The 2,012-nt window shown below is 38.7% G+C and carries 2 protein-coding genes; one reads left to right on the plus strand and one right to left on the minus strand.

The window, feature by feature from the left end; translation table 11 throughout:
- On the minus strand, positions 1–1,028 hold a 1,028-nt coding region (locus KQI94_RS15815), incomplete at its 3' end, for an ISL3-like element IS1251 family transposase (protein WP_216454298.1).
- A 150-nt stretch (positions 1,029–1,178) separates the two neighbouring features.
- Here KQI94_RS15815 and KQI94_RS15820 point away from each other — a divergent pair.
- Positions 1,179–2,012: alpha/beta hydrolase (locus KQI94_RS15820; protein ID WP_216454623.1), on the plus strand; the 834-nt coding region annotated here is incomplete at its 3' end.

Consider the following 2,012-nt stretch of genomic DNA (forward strand, 5'->3'; position numbering starts at 1 on the left):
ACAGCGTAAAGAAAGTCTTGATATAACTGATAGCCTACACGCAAAGCAGGGCTCCCTTTCAGTAAGCGATCCACAATATCGGTCTCTGTTAAATGAGCTTTGAAGCCAGGTCGCCAAAGGCGTCGAGTATAATCAAGCTTGCGTTCATCTTTTTGAAGAAGTTTCCAGTATCTTTTTAATTGCTTACCTAATTGATAGTGTTTTTGTTCTTTGCTTTTTAATAGTTGGTTCGTTTCTTTGATTCGATGATTGCGAAAGGTACGACCAATATGTTGGACGATGTGAAACCGGTCAATAATCAGCTGTGCTTTTGGAAACAGCTTTTTAACGAGCGATACATAAGGAGCGTACATATCAATCACGATCCATTCGACCGCTTCACGAATTTCTCGTGAAAAATGACTAAAATAACGTTTTAAAAAAGGCAGTTGTCGGTTCTCGACAATGTCCAATAAGCGCTGTGTTTGTCCATCCATCATGATGAAACTCATAGCACCTGAAACACCCCGAACTGATTTGAATTCATCAAAACAAAGTACCTTAGGTAACGGTGTCCGAAAAGGATTCAACGGACGATAAAATCGCTTCATAATACGGTAAACAGAAGAGACCGATAGATTTTTCTGAGCGGCGATCTCTGTCATTGAGGTATTTTTTTTCAGACGAGTCACGACAGACCAGCGGACTTTCTCACTGATGAAACAATGTTTTTTCGCAACAGAAGTATCTGCGACAAAGGTCCGCTGACAAGCTTTGCATTTGAAGCGTTGCTTTTTCAATTCGAGGTAGGTACGGTATTCAGAAACATCGTTCATTAACAACCGGACGGTTGTTGTACCCCAACGCACAATATCTGAAGCAATCTGGTGTTTACAGTGGATGCATTCTTGGGCTGTATAAATCAAGTTTCCACGATAAATATGACAGATTTGCCCTTTGTATTTTTCTTTTGTGAGACAATTTTCGTTAAAAGTAACTGATAAGTCTAGAATATCTAATGTTTCTTTGATAAGGTGAGTGTAAGACATCTTGATTCCTCCTTTTGGGTTGGTTCGCCAAATTAATTCTAAAGGATTTCAAGGTGTCTTTTCTATATGTTTTGGAAAATAAAAAAGATGCTGGTGTCATCCACCAACATCAAAAAGTATAGAGCCTTTTTTAGTTCATCGCAGAAAGGAATGAAAAAAATGAAACATGCCCAAAAATATCGTTATTTTTCTTTGCTAATGGGTCTTGTTCTATTATTAAGTGCTTGCCAAATTGGGGCAACCACGAAGAATGACAATCAAGCCGCCACAAAAGAAGCAACTGTTGAGTTAAACCGCACAACAACACCAACACTTTTTTTTCATGGTTACGCAGGAACTAAAAATTCGTTTGGCTCGTTACTGCATCGCTTGGAGAAACAAGGTGCCACAACTCAAGAATTAGTGCTACTCGTTAAACCTGATGGGACCGTGGTTAAAGAGCGAGGAGCTTTAAGTGGCAAAGCGACGAATCCCAGTGTTCAAGTTCTATTTGAAGATAATAAAAACAATGAATGGAATCAAACAGAATGGATAAAAAACACATTACTCTATTTACAAAAAAATTATCAAGTGAACAAAGCCAATATTGTCGGGCACTCTATGGGTGGTGTTAGTGGTTTACGTTATTTAGGAACCTATGGGCAAGACGCATCGTTACCTAAAATTGAAAAATTTGTCAGCATTGGAGCACCTTTCAATGATTTTATTGATACGAGTCAACAGCAAACCATCGAAACGGAACTAGAAAATGGCCCCACAGAAAAAAGTAGCCGCTATTTGGATTATCAAGAGATGATTAATGTTGTTCCAGAAAAACTGCCCATTTTATTAATTGGTGGTCAATTAAGTGCAACAGATTTAAGTGATGGAACGGTACCGTTATCTAGTGCCTTAGCAGTCAACGCCTTGCTAAGACAGCGAGGAACTCAAGTCACTAGCCAGATTATTAAAGGAGAAAATGCACAACATAGCCAATTACATGAA

Source organism: Enterococcus sp. S183_ASV_20, assembly GCF_018919685.1.
Lineage (GTDB): Bacteria > Bacillota > Bacilli > Lactobacillales > Enterococcaceae > Enterococcus > Enterococcus faecalis.